Origin of the sequence: Lysinibacillus agricola (genome assembly GCF_016638705.1) — a bacterium.
Lineage (GTDB): Bacteria > Bacillota > Bacilli > Bacillales_A > Planococcaceae > Lysinibacillus > Lysinibacillus agricola.
In genome coordinates this window covers 4,234,033-4,254,263 of record NZ_CP067341.1, presented here as the reverse complement: position 1 = coordinate 4,254,263, position 20,231 = coordinate 4,234,033, and the positions used below count along the sequence as shown (strand labels likewise).

General features: G+C 38.7%; 19 protein-coding genes, 1 riboswitch and 1 other annotated feature. Of the genes, 18 read left to right on the top strand and 1 reads right to left on the bottom strand.

What is annotated here, in order from left to right; all coding sequences use genetic code 11:
- The 6 genes from FJQ98_RS21295 to FJQ98_RS21270 all read left to right on the top strand — a co-directional run bounded on the left by FJQ98_RS21295 (position 1) and on the right by FJQ98_RS21270 (position 8,765).
- A complete protein-coding gene (locus tag FJQ98_RS21295) occupies positions 1 to 978 on the top strand; it encodes an electron transfer flavoprotein subunit alpha/FixB family protein (RefSeq protein ID WP_053592449.1) in 978 nt (325 codons plus the stop codon).
- Between the two features lie 294 nt (positions 979 to 1,272).
- Positions 1,273 to 1,507, top strand: a binding site (T-box leader).
- Between the two features lie 58 nt (positions 1,508 to 1,565).
- Entirely contained in the window at positions 1,566 to 2,915 is a 1,350-nt protein-coding gene (locus FJQ98_RS21290) for an amino acid permease (RefSeq protein WP_201406538.1), read from the top strand.
- A 142-nt stretch (positions 2,916 to 3,057) separates the two neighbouring features.
- Complete coding sequence (trxA, locus tag FJQ98_RS21285; protein WP_053592451.1) at positions 3,058 to 3,369, top strand: thioredoxin; 312 nt, start codon at positions 3,058 to 3,060, stop codon at positions 3,367 to 3,369.
- 110 nt (positions 3,370 to 3,479) lie between these two features.
- Positions 3,480 to 5,270 carry an excinuclease ABC subunit UvrC gene (gene uvrC / locus FJQ98_RS21280; protein ID WP_053592452.1) on the top strand — a complete coding sequence of 597 codons (1,791 nt, stop codon included), beginning with the start codon at positions 3,480 to 3,482 and terminating at the stop codon, positions 5,268 to 5,270.
- 135 nt (positions 5,271 to 5,405) lie between these two features.
- Positions 5,406 to 5,584: riboswitch (Lysine riboswitch) on the top strand.
- Between the two features lie 203 nt (positions 5,585 to 5,787).
- Complete coding sequence (locus tag FJQ98_RS21275) at positions 5,788 to 7,014, top strand: aspartate kinase (protein WP_053592453.1); 1,227 nt, start codon at positions 5,788 to 5,790, stop codon at positions 7,012 to 7,014.
- A gap of 491 nt (positions 7,015 to 7,505) precedes the next feature.
- Positions 7,506 to 8,765: a methyl-accepting chemotaxis protein gene (locus FJQ98_RS21270; RefSeq protein ID WP_053592454.1), complete on the top strand. Its 1,260-nt coding sequence runs from the start codon at positions 7,506 to 7,508 to the stop codon at positions 8,763 to 8,765.
- Between the two features lie 660 nt (positions 8,766 to 9,425).
- Here the strand turns inward: FJQ98_RS21270 and FJQ98_RS21265 are convergent.
- Positions 9,426 to 9,860, bottom strand: a complete 435-nt coding sequence (locus FJQ98_RS21265; protein WP_053592455.1) for a YslB family protein — start codon at positions 9,858 to 9,860, stop codon at positions 9,426 to 9,428.
- Positions 9,861 to 10,132: 272 nt separating this feature from the next.
- Here FJQ98_RS21265 and FJQ98_RS21260 point away from each other — a divergent pair, with 272 nt between their 5' ends.
- The 12 genes from FJQ98_RS21260 (at position 10,133) to FJQ98_RS21205 (ending at position 20,201) form a co-directional block, all read left to right on the top strand.
- Positions 10,133 to 10,741, top strand: coding sequence for a succinate dehydrogenase cytochrome b558 subunit (locus tag FJQ98_RS21260; protein ID WP_053592456.1), 609 nt, complete (start codon positions 10,133 to 10,135; stop codon positions 10,739 to 10,741).
- Positions 10,742 to 10,807: 66 nt separating this feature from the next.
- Entirely contained in the window at positions 10,808 to 12,562 is a 1,755-nt protein-coding gene (gene sdhA, locus FJQ98_RS21255; protein WP_201406537.1) for a succinate dehydrogenase flavoprotein subunit, read from the top strand.
- A 5-nt stretch (positions 12,563 to 12,567) separates the two neighbouring features.
- A complete protein-coding gene (gene sdhB / locus FJQ98_RS21250) occupies positions 12,568 to 13,347 on the top strand; it encodes a succinate dehydrogenase iron-sulfur subunit (protein ID WP_053592458.1) in 780 nt (259 codons plus the stop codon).
- 488 nt (positions 13,348 to 13,835) lie between these two features.
- Positions 13,836 to 14,294, top strand: a complete 459-nt coding sequence (locus FJQ98_RS21245) for an acyl-CoA thioesterase (protein WP_053592459.1) — start codon at positions 13,836 to 13,838, stop codon at positions 14,292 to 14,294.
- Positions 14,295 to 14,567: 273 nt separating this feature from the next.
- The gene (locus FJQ98_RS21240; protein ID WP_004226437.1) at positions 14,568 to 14,789 is read left to right on the top strand and encodes a helix-turn-helix domain-containing protein; all 222 of its coding nucleotides are present in this window, start codon (positions 14,568 to 14,570) and stop codon (positions 14,787 to 14,789) included.
- A 75-nt stretch (positions 14,790 to 14,864) separates the two neighbouring features.
- The gene (locus FJQ98_RS21235; protein WP_053484913.1) at positions 14,865 to 15,317 is read left to right on the top strand and encodes a MarR family winged helix-turn-helix transcriptional regulator; all 453 of its coding nucleotides are present in this window, start codon (positions 14,865 to 14,867) and stop codon (positions 15,315 to 15,317) included.
- Between the two features lie 10 nt (positions 15,318 to 15,327).
- Positions 15,328 to 16,125, top strand: coding sequence for a glutamate racemase (gene racE / locus FJQ98_RS21230; protein ID WP_053592460.1), 798 nt, complete (start codon positions 15,328 to 15,330; stop codon positions 16,123 to 16,125).
- 133 nt (positions 16,126 to 16,258) lie between these two features.
- Positions 16,259 to 17,008: a ribonuclease PH gene (rph, locus tag FJQ98_RS21225; RefSeq protein WP_053592481.1), complete on the top strand. Its 750-nt coding sequence runs from the start codon at positions 16,259 to 16,261 to the stop codon at positions 17,006 to 17,008.
- A gap of 1 nt (position 17,009) precedes the next feature.
- Positions 17,010 to 17,603, top strand: a complete 594-nt coding sequence (locus FJQ98_RS21220) for an XTP/dITP diphosphatase (protein ID WP_053592461.1) — start codon at positions 17,010 to 17,012, stop codon at positions 17,601 to 17,603.
- Positions 17,604 to 17,615: 12 nt separating this feature from the next.
- The gene (locus FJQ98_RS21215; protein ID WP_053592462.1) at positions 17,616 to 18,119 is read left to right on the top strand and encodes a metallophosphoesterase; all 504 of its coding nucleotides are present in this window, start codon (positions 17,616 to 17,618) and stop codon (positions 18,117 to 18,119) included.
- A 141-nt stretch (positions 18,120 to 18,260) separates the two neighbouring features.
- Positions 18,261 to 19,721 carry a protein adenylyltransferase SelO gene (locus FJQ98_RS21210; protein ID WP_053592463.1) on the top strand — a complete coding sequence of 487 codons (1,461 nt, stop codon included), beginning with the start codon at positions 18,261 to 18,263 and terminating at the stop codon, positions 19,719 to 19,721.
- Between the two features lie 306 nt (positions 19,722 to 20,027).
- Positions 20,028 to 20,201: a DUF2639 domain-containing protein gene (locus FJQ98_RS21205; protein ID WP_198926824.1), complete on the top strand. Its 174-nt coding sequence runs from the start codon at positions 20,028 to 20,030 to the stop codon at positions 20,199 to 20,201.
- Positions 20,202 to 20,231: the final 30 nt, after the last annotated feature.

Genomic DNA, 20,231 nt, shown 5'->3' with positions numbered 1-20,231 from the left:
ATGTCAAAAAAAGTATTAGTATTAGGTGAAGTTCGTGAAGGAAGCTTACGTAATGTTTCTTTCGAAGCAATTGCAGCTGCAAAGCAAATCGCAGATGGCGGTGAGGTTGTTGGTGTTCTTTTAGGAGATGCTGTGGCAAATTTAACAGGTCCATTATTTGAATATGGTGCTGATCGTGTTATAACGGTGGAGCATCCACATTTGAAACAATATACATCTGATGGCTATGGTCAAGCTTTATTAGCGGTTATTGAACAAGAAAAGCCAACTGGTATCGTGTTTGGTCATACTGCAAACGGTAAAGATTTATCGCCAAAAATTGCAAGTAAATTACAAGCAGGTCTTGTATCCGATGTAACATCTATTGAAGGTGCTGGCGATGATGTTGTATTCATCCGTCCAATTTATTCTGGCAAAGCTTTTGAAAAAGTTAAAGTAAAAGACGGCTTGGTTTTAGCTTCAATTCGTCCAAATAATATTGCACCATTAGAAAAAGTGGCCGGTAAATCAGGTGATGTAGCTTCTATTGCTGTAGATATTACAAACCTTCGTACAATCATTAAAGAGGTTGTACGTAAATCTTCAGAGGGTGTCGATCTTTCAGAGGCAAAAGTAGTTGTAGCAGGTGGTCGTGGCGTAAAATCAGAGGAAGGCTTTGAGCCATTAAAAGAGTTAGCAGATTTACTTGGTGGTGCAGTTGGTGCTTCACGTGGTGCATGTGACGCTGAATATTGTGACTACTCACTTCAAATTGGTCAAACTGGTAAGGTAGTAACACCTGACCTTTACATCGCAGCAGGTATTTCTGGAGCAATTCAGCACTTAGCAGGTATGTCCAACTCAAAAGTAATTGTTGCGATAAATAAAGATCCAGAGGCAAATATTTTCAAAGTTGCGGATTATGGTATCGTAGGTGATTTATTTGAGGTTGTGCCTCTACTAATCGAAGAATTTAAAGCGTTAAAAGTGAATGCATAATTCATAATTTGTTGTCGCAGGGAGGATGTCTCTTCCCTGCTTTTTTGTGTTTTAATGTTTACTGTTTTGAAAGTTATTGCAAAATAAGATATTGACAGAGTTAATTTTAGACCGTATAGTGATGAATAATAATTTAACTTCTTTCAGCTAATGTTTTTTGTAACGTAAGTGAAACGTCAGTTACAGAAGTCTTCCATCTCTAAAGGTGATGAGAAGAATGCGGGGTTTAAGTTACTTTTCAGCGGATATCCAACATCCGCCGAGGCATAATTGATTTTTTCAATAATAATAGTTTGAAACGCAAAGATTAGGAGTAGTAAAAGCTCATTATTTGGTGAAGAGAGCTGCGGGATGGTGCAACGCAGTCCAATAAGACTTTGAACTTGCCTAGGAGTGGTAAGATAAATAGAATTGACAGACTATTCTATTTGTTTGACGATTAACCTTCGTTACAAGGTTTTTTAAGTAGGGTTCTTATTGAACCAATTAGAGTGGTACCGCGGTTTGCTTATGGCATATCGTCTCTTCTTTCATTTGATAATGAAGAAAGAGACGATATGCCTTTTTTGATTTTAGGAGGTAAGGAAATGGAAAAAGATAACCAGAAATTACAGAGAACAATGACCTCGCGGCATATTACGATGATGGCTTTAGGTGGTGCCATTGGTGCAGGGTTATTTAAAGGGAGCAGTGCAGCCATTGATATGGCTGGGCCATCAGTACTTTTGGCGTACTTACTAGGTGGGATTATTCTGTTATTTGTTATGCAAGGTCTTGCGGAAATGGCTGTCCGAAATAGCGAAGCCAGAACATTTAGAGATTTAGTTCAAACAATTTTTAGGAAGTATCCAGCTTATTTTCTAGATTGGATCTATTGGAAAATGTGGGTGTTAAATATTGCAGCGGAATCCATTGTTGCGGCTATTTTTATTCAATATTGGTTGCCAGATTACCCAATTTGGATACTTGCATTATCTGTTTCGGTGTTAGTTACAGCTATTAACTTGTTATCAGTGAAAGTTTTTGCTGAAACTGAATATTGGCTGGCGTTAATTAAAATTACCGTTATTGTGGTGTTCATCATAGCGGGATTAATTTTATTACTTGTTACTTTTGGAAATCATACGGCTGTTGGTTTTTCTAATTTAACGGAGCAAGGTGGTTTCTTCCCGAACGGATCAACGGGTTTAATTGCTGCAATGCTTGTAGTTATTTATTCTTATGGTGGTACTGAAATTATTGGTATTACATTGGCTGAAACGAAAAATCCTGAAAAAGTAGTGCCAAAAGCTGTTCGCAGTACATTAGTTCGTATTGTGACTTTCTATTTACTGCCTTTCTTTATTATCGTAAGCTTGATTCCTTGGAATGAGGTTAATGGGGTGCCAGAAAGTCCGTTTGTGATGGTTTTTAAAATGATTGGAATTCCTGGTGCTGATCATATTATGAACGCTGTTGTTATACTCGCCATTATTTCATCAATGAACTCGGGACTTTATGGTTCATCTCGCGTTCTATATACACAAGCTGTGGACGGGCGTGTTCCTAAAATCTTTGCACATTTGTCGAAAAGAAAAGTTCCGGTATATGCCATATTAATGTGTACGTTAGCTTTATATATGGCCGTAATATTTTCTTTATTTGCGGGAAGCAAAACCTTTGATTTCTTAATGGGTTCACTTGGATACACTGTGTTATTCATTTGGCTAATTATTGCGATTGCGCATCTGAAATCGCGTAAAAAACAGCCGGAAGAAACAAGTGCCTATGCGGTAAAATGGTTCCCTTATACAACTTGGATAGCTATTATTGCGTTAAGTGCAATCCTGATTGGTATCATTTTTACAACATCTATTATCGTAACAGGTATTACATTAGCTATTTATCTCTTTATTACGTTAACTTATGTCTATAAAGGTCGTTTTCAAGAAAATTAGGCTTCATAACAAATAAACTTAATGCCTTTTTCGACTCTTTTATCCTTGTTTTTCTTAAATTATACAAACTAGGCAGATTGTTCGCTCAAGCGAATTTATCCATGCTATACTACAAGCATAGTAAGTTTAAGGAGGATTTCAAATGGCAATTGTACATGCAACAGATGCGACTTTCCAAGATGATATTAAAGAAGGGTTAGTGCTAGTAGACTTTTGGGCTGCTTGGTGCGGACCATGTAAAATGATTGGGCCAGTTCTTGAAGAAATGGACGCTGCAGGTAGTGCGGCTAAAATTGTAAAAGTAGATGTAGATAACAACCAAGGTACGGCAGCACAATATCAAATCATGTCTATCCCATCTTTACTATTATTTAAAGATGGTGAATTAGTAGACAAAACTGTTGGCTTCCAACCAAAAGAAGCGTTAGAAGCATTTATCACTAAACATGCTTAATCTGTAAGAAAACAAGAGTCGAGCCATCTATAGATGTGCTCGGCTTTTTTTCGTTATATAATAAAGAGTAAAGCGAACGCTAGTTTTAAGAAAAAGGGGGCAGGTAGGCGATGAATGATTTAATTAAACGGAAGCTTGAAATTTTACCAGATCAGCCTGGCTGCTATTTGATGAAGGATCGGCAAGGAACAATTATTTATGTTGGGAAGGCAAAAGTGCTAAAAAATCGAGTACGCTCGTATTTTACTGGTACTCATGAAGGGAAAACACAGAGACTTGTAAGTGAAATTGAAGATTTTGAGTACATTGTGACATCCTCCAATATTGAAGCTTTAATTTTAGAGCTTAATCTTATTAAACTTCATGATCCGAAGTACAATGTTATGCTGACGGATGATAAAACGTATCCGTATCTAAAAATTACGAATGAAAAACACCCACGTCTTATTACAACACGAAAAGTGAAAAAAGATAAGGCGAAGTATTTTGGTCCATATCCAAATGCATATGCAGCAAGTGAGACGAAAAAACTGCTTGATCGTTTATATCCGCTGCGAAAATGTGTACAACTGCCTTCCAAGGTTTGTTTATATTATCATATGGGACAATGTCTAGCCCCTTGTGTGAAAGATATTGATGCTCAAATTTACCACGATATGATTGAGGATATGACGAAATTTTTAAATGGTGGAGTTGAGGCTGTCAAAAAGGAGCTAGAGGTTAAAATGCTAGCGGCTGCAGAAAATTTAGAGTTTGAGCGTGCAAAGGAATTTCGCGATCAGATTGCACATATTGATACAGTCATGCAAAAGCAAAAAATCGTATCAAGTGATACAACGAACCGCGATGTATTTGGCTATGCAGTCGAGAAAGGCTGGATGTGTGTTCAAGTTTTCTTTGTTCGCCAAGGAAAGCTTATCGAGCGAGATGTCTCGATTTTCCCAATTTATCAAGAGGCAGAAGAGGAATTTTTAACGTTCGTTGGTCGATTTTACGACAAGCTAGAGCACATTAAGCCTAAGGAAATTTTTATCCCACAATCCATTGATGCGGATATTTTAATGGAATTACTAGATGTTAGGGTGCTGACACCGAAACGTGGGCAAAAAAAAGAGCTTGTTGAATTAGCGACTAAAAATGCTGAAATTGCTGTTGCAGCAAAGTTCCAGCTTATTGAACGTCAGGAAGAACGCACAATAGGGGCATGTGAGGCACTCGGTGAAGCTATGAGCATTTCTACGCCTTTACGGATTGAAGCTTTCGATAATAGCCATATGCATGGGACAGATGCTGTATCTGCAATGGTTGTATTTATCGATGGCAAACCTGCAAAGAAGGAGTATCGAAAGTACAAAACACGTACAGCTGCTAAACATGATGATTACGGAGCAATGCAGGAAGTAATCCGTCGTCGATACACCCGTGTATTAAAAGATGGTCTACCTTTGCCAGATTTAGTACTAATTGATGGTGGGAAGGGGCAAATGGAAGTCGCGCGAGAAGTATTAGAAGATGAGCTCGGCCTTGTCATTCCAATTGCCGGATTAGCAAAAGATGAAAAGCATAATACGTCACAGCTTTTATTTGGTGATCCAGCTGAAGTAATTGCGTTAAAGCGCACAAGCGATGGATTCTACTTACTGCAACGAATTCAGGACGAAGTACACCGCTTTGCTATTACCTTCTTACGACAGCAGCACGAGAAGCATGCTATACAATCTGTCCTCGATCAAATAGAAGGCATTGGTCCAAAGCGAAAACAGCAATTACTCAAGCATTTTGGCTCTGTCAAAAAAATTCGTGAGGCAAGTGAACACGCATTACAGGAAGCCGGTATTCCTGCTAATCTAGCTAGCAATATCTATGCTTATTTTCAACAAGAGACATTGTCAAAGGATTAGACATATGCTAAGGTTGTATATAACATTGCCCCTTCAATATAGCAATGTTATATACCGTGCCTTAGTTTTTCAGTAGTTTCTACTTATTAAATTGGAAATTTCTTCACTAAGGTTCAATAAAATACTTCACTATTTAGTGATGATAGAGGTGCAAGGTTCAAGAGTAGTACATTAGAGGACGAACGAGTCCAGTGAAAATGTATGAAAGGGGAGCTTGCCGAAGTAGAGCATCGTTGTTTCCGATGCTGTGCTGGTTTTGCATTTAAGAGATGTAAGACTGTCGATTCTAAACGTTTCGGAGAGCTATCACACATGCGCAAGTTTCTTTTATTGTACATGTTATAGGCAGCTTTCACGTTATGTGATAGCTGCCTTTTTAGTTTTTCTAGAGACAACCTTTTTTCAAGGCAGTTGCCCCTACCTAAGAGGTGATGCCAATCGTATTATTTCAAGGCTTAAAACTTATTAGTTACTTTATAATCAGCGAAATGATTGAATACGAAGGAGAATGATAAAGATGGAGAAAATTGTGATGAAATTTGGTGGTGCTGCATTAGCATCAACAGAGCACATTCAAAATGTTGCGAAAAAGGCGATTGCAGAAAAGGAAAGAGGTTTTGATGTTGTCGTTGTCACTGCAGCAATGGGGAGTATGGCTAAAGAATTAGCAAAGATGGCTCGTGATTTATCAGACAATGCATCTAAGCGTGAATTAGATGCACTATTTTCAACAACCTCACATCTAACAAGTACGTTAGTGGCAATTGCTTTGCAGGAAGAAGGATATGATGCAGTGTCATTAACAGGCTGGCAAGCAGGTATTCAAACTGATGATATGTATAGCAATGCCCGCATTGATGAGATTGATGCTAGTCGAATAGAAAAGCATTTTACACAGGGGGAAATCGTAATCGTTGCAGGGGAACAGGGTATCGATAATTCACGGAATATTACGACGTTTAGTAAAGGTGGGGCGGAAACATCGGCTATAGCTATTGCAGCAAAGTTGAAGGCGGAGCGCGTAGATATTTACACGAATGTGGATGGAGTATACACAGCTGATCCAAACCATGTTGCTGGGGCACAAAAGCTAAAAGAAATTTCTTACGATGAGATGCTAGAACTATCAAACTTAGGATCACAAATTTTACACCCGCGAGCTGTAGAGTTAGCAAAGAAGTTTCAAATCCCAGTTATCATTCGGTCGAGCGAAATAGATACAGTAGGTACTTTATTGAAGGAGGAAGTTGAAATGGAGAAAAATTTAATTGTACGTGGTGTTGCCTATGAGTCAGACGTTATTCGCCTAACGGTGGGTTATGATGCTTATTCAAATGCTTCGTTAGCAGATATGTTTACAATACTTGCAGAAAATCGCATAAACGTCGATATTATCGTACAAGCAATCATTGATGGCTTAAAGCCGACTGTATCGTTTACCATTTTAAAAGAGGAGTTCGCCGATGCATTACGTGTCCTAGAAGATAGCAAATTATCACTAGGGTTTAGTTTTGCTGATTTTGAAATCGGCTTAGCAAAAGTCTCTATTATTGGCTCAGGTATGGCATCTAATCCAGGAGTTGCTGCACGTATGTTTGATCGTTTACGTCGTGAAGGTATCCTGGTAAAAATGGTAAGTACATCTGAAATAAAAGTGTCCGTTGTTGTACCTCAGGACGAAATGATTCGTGCAGCAAATGCATTACATGATGAATTTAATTTAGAACAGGCGCTTTACATATAATATTGAAGAGGATGTGTCAGTAAAAGGCACATCTTTTCATGTTGTTGAAAAACTATTATGTCAATGAAATTAAAGGGGCATATTAAATAAAGTATGGTTCTATGGCAAAACGAGGGGGTGATTTCCGTTCCGGCTGGGCGCTTTGTTGCTGTCGCTTCGCTTTCGCACAGAGCAAAGCTTCCTGGGGCGTCCGATGAGCCGCTTGGGCCAACAAGTGTTTTTTGTGCGAAAGCGCAGCGTCAGTAACAACATAAGTAGGAAGCGACTCGACCGCCTACAGTGAAGAGATTAGCCTGAGATGAAAATTAGCCTCATTTAAAGACGCACAACATTATCAAGATCTCCTTGGCCATTTGTATTTCAACACTATGAATGGGATGTGTCAATAATGGACACATCTTATTTTTGTTTACATCAATTTAATACTCTATCCAATTTTATTGTTATATAATATAATTACATGTTTTACCAAGGGGAAGGTGGGAATTTGTATGGCATTATTAGGTTTATTTCAAAAGCCAATGGATGAAAGCGTTGAGATCCACAATGATTCTGAAATACAAATATTAAAAAAGCGAATTCTGGAATTGGAACTCGAGCAGGAAAGTATCGATGTGAAAAATGCGATTTTGGACTTTGTACTAGCACATATGGAGTTAATTAATTTTCAAACAGCTTTAAAGGTTCAAAGTGTCTCAACGAGTGTAGGGGATATTTCAGCAATGAGTGAGGAAATGTCGTCAAATACAGAAGAGATGCTAGCGGTTGAGCAAAATGCTAATGCAAATATTCAAGAGATAAAACTGCATTCGATACAACTAGTAGAGGATATGGAGACATCTATTACAAAAGGAGAGATGGTTCAGGAGCTGTTAGCCAAAGGAGCTCATTCAACAGAACAGCTGAATAATGAAATGAGTAAAATGAACGATATTGGTAAAAGTGTAACAGAGATTGCTGATCAAACACAATTATTGTCCTTAAATGCCTCTATTGAAGCTGCACGTGCTGGCGAACATGGAAAGGGCTTTAATGTTGTAGCGATGGAGGTAGGGAAGTTAGCTAACAGTTCTAAAGATTCATTGCAAGAAATGACGAAGATTCGATCAGTCATCGATAAGAAATTACATAATACAAAAACAAATATCGACCAAGTTGAACATTACTTCACTGATTTTTTAAGTATCATGAAAGCCAATATTGCTAATTTGACAGTAGCAAGTAAAAATATTGAAGAGGCAGCACATGGAATTCATCAAATAACAGCCGCATCTGAAGAAAATGTAGTAGCTGTAGATCGTTTAGCGATAACAACGACAGAATTATCACATACAAGTGACTTCTCGGATATTATACAGAATCAAGTATCTGAAATGTTAAAAGCTATTGTACCAACAATTCGAAAGCCCTTAGAGCAAACGGTAGTTAGCCAATTGGCAGCAAGGTTAATGGATCATGCTAGTTTTTTGCGAAATGCTATTCAAAAGGCTGGACATAAAGAAACTTTAAAAACGCATCATCAATGTGCGTTTGGGAAATGGTATTATGGACATTTTGAGCAATATCAGAATATACCGGAGTATCGTTATATAGAACAACCTCATGAATTAGTACATACGGCCGCGCAAAAATTAGTGAATGAACTATCAATTAGTAACTTAGAAGACATGATTCAACACTCACTTAATATTTTAGAAGCATTTATTTCGTTAATAGATGTGCTTTTAAAAGAAAGACATGCTCAGCTATAAATATAAAAAGGGGTTGATTTCCGTTGCGACTGGCTTTCCAGGGGGCGTTCGATGAGCCGCTTCGCTCGCTGCAGGGTCTCGGGCCAATACGATGTTGGTCACGAAGGCGTTATCACAGGATGTGATGGTTTTAGCCTTCGTTCCTCTATTGCTAATCCCCAAGGAGTCGCCCAGTCGTAACGAAGATCAACTATTTTACATAGCATGTACCTTCTAGCATGTCCCTCTAATTTATAGCGATAAAGCAACAAATGTTTTCTGTGCGAAAGCAAAGCGACAGCAACAAATGTTTTCTGTGCGAAAGCGTAGTGCATACGTAGTGGCAGCAACAACAAATGTTTTCTACACGAAAACGAAGTGGCAGTGGCAACAAGTGTACAATCGCGTCACTGTTATAAGTCTTTTCTGTTCGATTATGGTGAATAGCCATAGTGTTAGTTCTACGCTATCGTTGATTGGAGTGGAAGGCTACTCGAGTGCTCCTGTCGCTTCGCTTTCGTCGCAGAGCAAAGCTTCCCGCAATGAAAGCGAGTAGCCTGGAACGGAAACCAACCTCATCTAAAGCGCCACAACATACTCAAAAATTTCCATGACCATTTTGTTTTTCAACATTAGAAAAGGATTGTCATCCATAAATTTGGAACGACAATCCTTTTCATTTTATTCAGAAGGAACAGTATTCATAATTCGTTCTTTGACGTCCCATTTCACTGTAAACATAACGTTCTGTTGCTTTTCACGTTTTTCATCATAGCATTCTGTTAAATAACCTTTTGCTTGTTGAATTTGCTCAGCTATAAATCCTGCTTCAAGTCTAAAGCTACGAAGACCGATTTGTAACAGTTCTGGATCATTTGTCAACTGGAATATACGTCCATCCTTCGATTCTTTGATAAGCTCTAAATTACCCCAACAGGCATCTGCGAAAAATGCGATAAGTTCATCTTGACTTTTACATGGGAACTTCCGTGCTAGGTCTTTTCCTGCCCAATAAAGGACATCACCTTCATGTTTACCAAGAATGGAAGATAAAATATAATCGCGAATTATCTCATAGCCAAATGCTGAGATTGTAGGAGATGGAGTGTTTAACATTGAAATCCTTCTTTCTTAGAATTTTCTTAAAATTTAACGCTTATAAAGTAAAGATAGGTTTTTCGAGAAAAAACGATGCGTCATGTACTAGATTCTTTCTTTAATAAGGATTGCGAAAAACTCCTAGTTGCCTTGACGCTCGTAGCTCTTGAGAGTACAATAAACATGTCATAATATTGTACCATGATGAAATACACAGTCAATGAAGTATCAGTTACAAAATGATGACTTCTTTTGTTGTGCTATTTTAAGTACTAAGGGGGGTAACAGTCTTGTCGAAAGATCGAGAGTTTTTATGGCGTCGCTTACATTCTCTACTTGGTATCATTCCAGTAGGTCTGTTTTTAACGATGCACCTGTTCATTAACTTTACAGCAACAGGCGGAGCAGAAAGTTACAACGATGCTACCGCAGTAATGGAAAAGATTCCATTCCTTATCCTAGTTGAATGGATTGTCATCTATATTCCATTAATGTTCCACGCATTTTATGGTGTCTACATTGCATTCACTGCTACACCAAATACAGGACGTTTCAGCACATACCGTAACTGGATGTACTCATTACAACGTTTCACTGGTGTATTCTTAGTGATCTTCATTGCATGGCATATTTTCCAAACTCGTATTCAAAAAGCGCTTGGTACAGAAGTTGATTACGACATGATGGCAGATATCGTTTCTAATCCATTCATGCTTGGATTCTACATTGTTGGTATTATATCAGCAACTTTCCACTTATCAAACGGTTTATGGGCATTCCTAGTAAGCTGGGGTATTACACAATCTCCTCAGTCTCAAAAGATTGCTACTTATGTAACAAACATTATTTTCGTAATTCTAAGTGTAGTTGGTGTGGCTGCTATTTTAGCTTTCGTATAATTTAATAGAAGCTACTATAGAGCGCATGCAATCATTGCAATTTTTTAAGAGGAGTGAGAAATAATCATGGCGAAAAGCAAAGTAATTGTTGTCGGCGGCGGTCTAGCTGGTCTGATGGCAACGATTAAAGCAGCTGAAGTTGGCACTGAAGTTGATTTATTCTCATTAGTTCCTGTAAAACGCTCACACTCTGTATGTGCGCAGGGCGGAATTAATGGTGCGGTAAATACAAAAGGTGAAGGGGATTCTCCTTGGATCCACTTTGATGATACAGTATACGGTGGGGACTTCTTAGCGAACCAACCACCAGTTAAGGGTATGTGTGATGCAGCCCCTGGAATTATTCACTTAATGGACCGTATGGGGGTAATGTTCAACCGTACACCAGAAGGTCTTCTTGACTTCCGTCGTTTCGGTGGTACTTTAATGCACCGTACAGCCTTCTCTGGTGCAACAACTGGTCAGCAATTACTATACGCACTAGACGAGCAAGTTCGTTCTCACGAAGTAGCTGGTTTAGTGAACAAATATGAGCACTGGGAATTCCTTGGTGCAGTAGTCGATCCTGACGGCGTTTGTCGTGGTATCGTAGCGCAAGATATGCGTACAGAAGAAATCAAATCATTCCGTGCAGACGCTGTTATTATGGCGACTGGTGGCCCTGGTATTATCTTCGGTAAAACAACAAACTCTGTTATTAATACAGGTTCTGCTGCTTCTATCGTTTACCAACAAGGTGCCTCATACGCGAATGGTGAGTTCATCCAAATTCACCCAACAGCGATTCCTGGAGATGACAAAAACCGTCTAATGTCAGAATCAGCTCGTGGTGAAGGTGGCCGTATTTGGACGTATAAAGACGGTAAGCCTTGGTACTTCTTAGAAGAGAAATACCCTGCATATGGTAACTTAGTACCACGTGATATTGCAACACGTGAAATTTTCGACGTTTGTGTAAACCAAAAACTTGGTATCAACGGCGAAAACATGGTATACCTAGATCTTTCTCATAAAGATCCACACGAATTAGACGTTAAACTAGGTGGTATCATCGAGATCTACGAAAAATTCGTGAGGGATGACCCACGTAAATTACCAATGAAAATCTTCCCGGCAGTTCACTACTCAATGGGTGGATTATGGGTTGACTACAACCAAATGACTGAAATTCCTGGTCTATTTGCAGCAGGTGAATGTGATTATTCTCAACATGGTGCAAACCGTCTTGGTGCGAACTCATTATTATCTGCTATCTATGGCGGTATGGTTGCTGGACCAAACGCTGTAGATTACGTTAAACATCTTAAAAAGCATGCTGAAGATCTTCCACAAGAAGTATTCGATGCTCGCGTTAAAGAAGAACAAGCTAAATGGGATGCTATCATGAAAATGGATGGCACAGAAAACGCTTACTTACTTCATAAAGAGCTTGGTGAAATGATGACTGCTACTATGACAGTAGTACGTTACAACGACCAACTTGAAGATACATTTAACAAACTTGAGGAATTCCAAAAACGTTGGGAAAACATTAACATCAACGATACACAAAAATGGAGTAACCAAGGTGCTCACTTTACGCGTCAGTTGAAAAATATGATTTATCTAGCGAAAGTAATGACAAAAGGTGCATTATTACGTAACGAATCTCGTGGTGCACACTACAAGCCAGATTTCCCGAACCGTGATGATGAGAACTTCTTAAAAACAACAATAGCGAAGTTTGACCCAACTACTGGTAATCCAGTCATCACGTATCAAGAAGTCGACGTTTCATTAATTCCACCACGTAAACGTGATTACTCTGCGAAAGGAGACTAAGAATTATGAATATCGCAGCTAATACTGGAAGAATGGTAAAAGTTGAAATTTTACGTCAAGATACAAAAGGCGGCAATGGCTACTGGCAAAAATTCCAAGTGCCTTACCGTCATGGTATGAACGTAATTTCTATTTTAATGGAAATTCAAAAAAATCCTGTTACTGAAAATGGTGAAAACACTACTCCAGTAGCATGGGATATGAACTGTCTTGAAGAAGTTTGTGGTGCATGTTCAATGGTTATCAATGGCCGCCCACGTCAATCATGTTCAACTCTTGTTGACCAATTGACTGAGCCAGTTAAACTTGAGCCTATGAAAACTTTCCCAGTTATTCGTGACTTACAAGTTGACCGTGAACGTATGTTCAATGCACTTAAAAAAGTTAAAGCATGGGTTCCAATCGATGGTACTTATGATTTAGGTGAGGGTCCACGTATGCCAGAAGGTAAACGTCAATGGGCTTATGAATTATCTAAATGTATGACTTGTGGTGTATGTATGGAAGCATGTCCAAACGTGTCTGAGAAAGCTTCATTCATCGGGCCAGCACCATTATCACAAGTACGTCTATTCAACACTCACCCAACTGGTGCAATGATTAAAGACGAACGTTTAAATGCAATCATGGGTGATGGAGGCCTTGCAAACTGCGGTAACTCACAAAACTGTGTAGCTGCTTGTCCAAAAGGTATTCCTTTAACAACATCTATCGCATCATTAAACCGTGCAACTTCAGTGCAAATGTTCCGTAACTTCTTCGGTTCTGACCACTACGTTGACTAATAGTACAAGCTTTACTCCCAAACTCCCTTACACTAACTGTGTGAGGGAGTTTTTTCTATATAATGTATTGAATAATTTAGGGAGTGCTCAATTAAGGCTCCATACTAAAATCTGTTCTTGAAAGTAGGTTGGTATGAAAGCTTATGAAGCGAAGTATGAGCGACAAGGGCTCAGACCACGCCCGCGGGAAGCGTCCTATCTGAATGAAATATGTAGTCAAGTACATATTTTGCTGAAGAGCCAAGATTAATAAACTAAAAGAAGTATTGTGCTTTCAATACAGCTTAAAAAGAGCCTATTACTCAAAAGAATTGGAATAGTTGAGTGATATGAAAAACAAGGGAATTTGTAAATAAATCGAGTGAAAGCCTGTATTTTCTATGATAATATAGTATTTTCCTTTATAATGAATATGTATTCATTAATGACTCGCGAATTCCGTATGTAGTTTTAGGAAGAAGCGAATGAAAATTAGGGGGATGGCTAAGATGAAAGCAACTTATATCGGAGATTTTCACGAATGGACAAAGGATTTTTTATTTTATATTGAGGTACGTGTACGTTTTTCAGAAACGGATATGTATGGTCATATGAACAATACAGTTAGCTTTACATATTTTGAACAGGCACGAATCGATTATTTCCGCCATTTAGGAATTCTAATGCCACCAGCAATTGATGAAAATGTTGATGGAATTCCGATAGTAGCCGACTTACAGTGCGATTACGTGAAGCAGGTTTTCTTTGATGATGTACTAAGAATTTATACGAAGATAGCGAAAGTAGGAAATTCATCGATGGATATTCATTACTTAGCGAAAAATCAAAACGATGAGGTTTGCTTTACTGGCCGTGGCACGATTGTGCAAATGGACCCTCGAACTGGGAGAAGTGTACCTTTATCTGAAGAAGCGAAGAATCACTTAGCAAACCTGGTGTTCATATAGTATTGGAAATAGAGTGCGAAAGTTATTTGTGCTGTAACAAAATTAGTGACAGTGATTTTTTTCGGCATGATTGTGGAAAGATTTCTCGGCGAAGTGAATGTAAACAATGATTTCGACAGTTGAAATTGCATTTTTACATAAAATTCATTAATTTATGGAAGCAATTTCCGAATTTATTAAGGAAACACGTGATATTCATGAAATTAGCCGTCACCGCTCCTCATTCCTTAACATAAGTTACAATACGTGCGGGGGAGGAGGGTGTAACTGAAAATGAATGGCTCTCATCATCGTTCTCTGTTAACGAACCGAGAACGTGAAATATTTGCGCTTTTATTAGCTGAAAAAACAACGAGGGATATTGCAGAGCAACTTGGTATTAGTGAAAAAACAGTGCGAAATCACATTTCCAATACAATTCAAAAGTTAGGTGTAACTAATCGATCTCAGGCGTTAATTGAGCTGTTACGCTTGGAAGAATTCAAATTAGACTAAATGGACACTTGCTATTTCAGAAAAAAAACGACAAAATAGAACTATTCAACGTATTTTTAGGAGTGAAATAGTTATATGTCGGATGAAGTAACAAAGCACTCACCTGAAACCGTTGCAACGGTTGAAAAGGAATTACGCTATATAGCGGCGATTGTGAAGCAAAAAGGAAGAGAGATTGTTTCACAATATGCGATTACGCCGCCACAATTTGTTGCATTACAGTGGTTAGAAGAGCTTGGAGATATAACAATTGGCGACTTGTCAAACCGATTATACTTAGCTTTTAGTACAACAACAGATTTAGTGGACCGCATGGAGAAAAATGAATTAGTCAAGCGTGTGCGTGACGAAAATGATCGTCGTGTCGTTGTTGTTCATCTTCTCGAGAAGGGCGAACGTATTATTCAAGAGGTTATTGAAAAAAGACAGCAATATTTGCAAGAGAAGCTTGTTGGTTTTAACGAACAAGAAGTCGCGCAATTATCAAGCTATTTAGAAAAACTACATGTACACATGAAACAGGATTGAGGCGGAAAGTATGAATGCCCCGATAGGCGTTATTGATTCAGGAGTAGGCGGTTTAACCGTAGCAAAAGAAATAATGAAGCGATTACCAAACGAAACGATTTATTATATTGGTGATACAGCAAGATGTCCATATGGTCCGAGAACTCGTCAAGAAGTACGAAATTTCACTTGGCAAATGGCAAAAGCACTAGAAAAAATGAATATCAAGATGCTCGTCATTGCTTGTAATACAGCGACTGCAGTAGCACTCGAAAGTTTACAAAGAAATATGCCTTTTCCGGTACTAGGCGTTATTAATGCTGGCGCACGTGCAGCTGTAAAGAAAACGAAGCGACATGAAGTCGTTGTGCTTGCAACAGAAGGAACAATTAGAAGTGGGGCGTATGAGGAAGCCTTACTGTCACTGAATACGTCAACACATATTATTCCATTGGCTTGTCCAACATTCGTACCACTTGTAGAAAGTGGCGAATATAAAGGTGAATTTGCAAATAAATTAATTGCAGAAGGCTTAGAGCCGTTGAATAATGAACAATTTGATACGGTCATACTAGGATGTACGCATTATCCAATACTGCAAAAACATATTGAAGCTGTTGTTGGAGAAAATGTTTTTGTGTTGTCTTCAGCAGAGGAAACAGCAAAGGATGTTCAAGAAATGCTTGCATATAATGGCACTTTGGCTGACCCAGACGCAGTGCCTGCTCATAGATTTTATGCAACTGGCTCTGTTCCAATTTTCCGTTCAATAGCTGAAAATTGGCTTGAGCAAGGTACTCTCAATATAAAACGTATTACATTAAAATAAAAAATCAGCTTAGCTATTGGCTAGGCTGATTTTTGCCGTTTTTAGCATTATTCATAACAGACCGAGCACTTTTTTGAAGGTTAAAATTATGTTAAGATGAGTGCGCGAAAGTTTTTAGGAGGAACGAAAAATGATGACAAGATTTGATGGAAGAAATGTAGATGCACTGCGTCCCGTGAAAATAGATAGTGAGTATCTATTGCACCCAGAAGGCTCAGTTTTAATTCAAGTAGGCAATACAAAAGTAATTTGTACGGCAACGATTGAGGATAAGGTTCCTGGTTTTTTACGTGGACAAGGCAAAGGTTGGATCACTGCAGAATACTCGATGCTACCTCGTGCAACAGCACAGCGTACAGCACGCGAATCATCTCGTGGCAAAGTCAATGGCCGTACAATGGAAATCCAACGTTTAATTGGCCGTGCATTACGTGCTGTCGTTGACCTAGAAGCACTTGGTGAGCGTACTGTATGGATTGATTGTGATGTGATTCAAGCAGATGGAGGCACACGTACAGCCTCTATTACAGGAGCTTTTGTAGCGATGACACAGGCAATTGCCAAACTTGCAGAAGAAAAACAACTAAAAAAATTCCCAGTGACAGACTATTTAGCTGCAACAAGTGTTGGAATTGTAGAGGATCAGGGGGCAATTTTAGACTTAAACTACGTTGAAGATGTCGCTGCTGCCGTAGATATGAATATCGTCATGACAGGAGCAGGTCAATTTGTTGAACTGCAAGGGACAGGCGAAGAAGCAACTTTTTCTCGTGAAGAATTAAATGAACTACTGGCGTTAGGTGAACAGGGTATTCAACAATTGATTGCACTTCAAAAAGAGACACTAGGTGAATTGGCTAACAAAGTGGGAGGAATTGAATAACATGAAACAAGTAGTCATTGCAACTAAAAATAAAGGGAAAGCAAAAGATTTCGAAGCATTATTTGGACCACTTGGCTATGAAGTAGTAACGATGTTTGATGTTGCCCCAGAGATGGAGATTGAAGAAACAGGCACTACCTTTGAGGAAAATGCAATCTTAAAGGCGGAAACATTAGCAAAAGAACTTGGCACAATTGTTATTGCTGATGATAGTGGCTTAGCAGTTGACGCATTGAATGGTGAGCCAGGTGTTTATTCTGCACGTTATGCTGGTGATCATGATGATGATGCAAATATGGTTAAGCTGTTAGAAAACCTAAAAAATGTCGAAGAAGAAAAACGTACAGCACGCTTCTGCTGTTGCATCGCTATTGCAGGTCCTGACTTTGAAACGACAACTGTTTTTGGTACTTGTGAAGGTGTCATTGCACACGAAAAACGTGGTTCAAATGGATTTGGTTATGATCCAGTTTTCTTTGTCCCAAGCTTAAACCGTATGATGGCTGAGCTAACAGCCGATGAAAAGGGAGCAATTTCCCACCGCGGGAATGCAATTCGTAAGTTGAAGGAACAATTGCCAAATCTTATAAAATAAGAGGTGATATCCATGCAATTACTGGTCATGAGTGATACACATGGCGATAGTAATGTGATTGAAAAAGTTCGTAGCTTTTACCCAAACGTCGATGCTTTGATTCATTGTGGAGATAGTGAGCTTCCTTTCTCCCATAAAGCATTGGAGGGCATGAAGAAAGTAAGAGGAAATTGTGACATCGATAAAGCCTACCCTGATGAAGTAGTATTTGATTTAGAGGACGCTACAATCTTTGTCACACATGGTCATTTATTCAATGTTAAAACTTCAATCTTGTCATTATCATATCGTGCCAAAGAGGTAGACGCGCAAATTGCGTGCTTTGGTCACTCGCATATTCTTGGTGCTGAAATGATTAATGATGTGTTATTTTTAAATCCTGGGAGCTTATTAAAACCACGTGGTCGTAAAGAAAAAAGCTTTGCCCTTGTAGAGATTGAAGATACGTATTTTGAAGTAAATTTCTTAACGGATGATAATCACTTTATTTCCACTCACAAGTTTATGCGAAAATGATGTAACAAAAACGCTTAAGTTTTTAGAAACTCAAAGCGTTTTTGTTTTATATAAATGTAAAAAGACTGTATGGTAAAAATGGCTATGAATTGTTTTTGATTAAGGAGAAAAAATAAAGATAAACGTAACAAAGGAGAAAACATGGAAAATACAATTGGATGGAATTTTGATAATAGCTATGCCCGCCTCCCAAGCATTTTTTTTACATCACTCACTTTAAATCCCGTTCTCTCACCAAAATTGATCATGCTAAATGAACCAGTCGCAAAGTCGCTTGGATTAAACATCAATGCTCTGCAAAGCGAAGAAGCGACAGCAATATTTGCGGGTAACAATAGCCCAGCTGGTGGCACGCCCATTGCACAAGCTTACGCAGGGCATCAATTTGGTCATTTTAATATGCTAGGAGACGGAAGAGCACTGTTACTAGGTGAACAAATAACACCAAATCATGAACGGTTTGATATCGCGCTTAAAGGCTCAGGAAGAACCCCTTATTCCCGTGGTGGAGATGGCAGAGCATCACTTGGTCCAATGCTACGTGAATATATTATTAGTGAAGCCATGCATGCACTCAACATTCCAACCTCTCGAAGTTTAGCTGTCGTGACTACAGGTGAAACTATCATCCGCGAAACCGAACTTCCAGGTGCTATTTTAACTCGTATTGCAAGCAGTCATTTGCGAGTTGGAACTTTCCAATATGCAGCAAACTGGGGCACTGAGGAGGAGCTAAAAGCTTTGGCAGATTATGCTTTGGAACGTCATTTTCCAAATGCTAATGAAGCTCAAAATCGTTATCTATCTCTACTTCAGGAAGTCATTAAGAAACAGGCGTCTCTTATTGCAAAATGGCAGCTAATCGGTTTTATTCATGGTGTCATGAACACAGATAATATGACCATTAGTGGTGAGACGATTGATTATGGCCCTTGCGCTTTCATGGATGCTTATGATCCAGCGACAGTATTTAGCTCTATTGATCGACAAGGTCGTTATGCTTACGGTAACCAGCCTAATATCGGAGGGTGGAATTTAACACGACTTGCTGAATCATTATTGCCGTTAATCCATGAAGATCAGGAAGACGCCATAAACATAGCTCAAGAGGCACTACAACAATATCCTCAGTTGTATTATGCAAATTGGTTAGCAGGTATGCGAGCAAAGCTTGGGATGTTTAATGATGAAGAACAGGATACAGAACTAATTGAAGAGCTCCTAAAGTTAATGCAGCAATATCAGGCAGACTATACGAACACATTTATCGCATTAACCTTCGATAAATTTGATGAATCAACGTTATTTAGTACAAAAGAATTTAAAGAATGGCATAAAAAATGGCTTGCAAGACTAGAAAGACAACAGGAAACAAAAGACATGTCTCAACAATTAATGCGAGATCAAAATCCAGCCGTAATTCCACGAAATCACCGTGTAGAAGAAGCATTAGAGGCTGCTGTTGAGCATGGAGACTACAGTGTAATGGAGCGATTACTGAATGCCCTTGCTCATCCTTTTGCACATACTAAGAAGCAGCTGGACTATGCGACATTACCAACACCATCTAATCAACCATATCGAACTTTTTGCGGCACATAAGTTGAAAAGCATAAGGGCAAAGGAAACCTTTGTGAATGTTGAGGCGCTATAATCGAGGGTGATTTCCGTTCCAGGCTACTTGCTTTCCTATGGGCGAGCGTCGAGCGATTTCTCCACTTTTGTTGCTTTCGCACAGAAATCGTTTTGCCGAAGAGCCATACTTTAATATGACACTTTATTTCATTGACGTAATAGTTTTTCACTAACATGAAAGCGAAGGATATTTTCTTCGTTTTTTATTTTTATAAAAGTTGTCACTACACAAATTCCTGAGCATACGCTATGTATGAATATAAATGAAGGAGAATGTGTAAAGTGCATAAGTATTCAAAAGGTTGGTTCGTCAAGCAGCTTCGAGATCATGGTGTTTTGGTGCATCCACAATATAAAAGTCATTTAGGCAATTATAAAGAATCCGAATTGCGCAATTTATATTACCGATATGTTGAAAAGGATACATTAGATTCAGAACAAAAATAGTCATTTTCGTTTGAATAACTCCTTTGTAGG